The sequence below is a fragment of the Microbacterium sp. IEGM 1404 genome, from assembly GCF_030056775.1.
Lineage (GTDB): Bacteria > Actinomycetota > Actinomycetes > Actinomycetales > Microbacteriaceae > Microbacterium.
This window is the reverse complement of sequence record NZ_JASHKP010000015.1, coordinates 1-252: the sequence shown is the minus strand read 5'-3', so window position 1 is coordinate 252 and position 252 is coordinate 1. Positions and strand designations below refer to the sequence as shown.

Annotated in this window: 1 protein-coding gene; it reads left to right on the top strand. The window is 73.4% G+C overall.

The window, feature by feature from the left end; all coding sequences use genetic code 11:
- Positions 1 to 201, top strand: a 201-nt coding sequence (locus QM517_RS18105; RefSeq protein ID WP_283289550.1) for a hypothetical protein, incomplete at its 5' end; no start/stop codon positions are given.
- Positions 202 to 252 lie beyond the last annotated feature (51 nt).

Below are 252 nucleotides of genomic sequence, written 5' to 3'. Positions count from 1 at the left end.
GGCGGCTTCGCGCAGCGGACGGCGGCCGCCGAGCCCGCGGCGAACAACCGCGCCGATCGTCGCGCCGCCGGCAAGAAGAAGTCACCCCGCCTCACGGATGCCGTGCCCCCGCCGATGCGCGGGAGCACGGCATCCGAGCGTCGGGACAGGCCACGGGTGGTCGATTGGCCGGTTCGGCCCGGGGAGATCCTGAGGCGATGAGCCCGCTGCGCCCCCTCGATCAGTCGTCGAAGCTGCAGGACGTCCTCTACG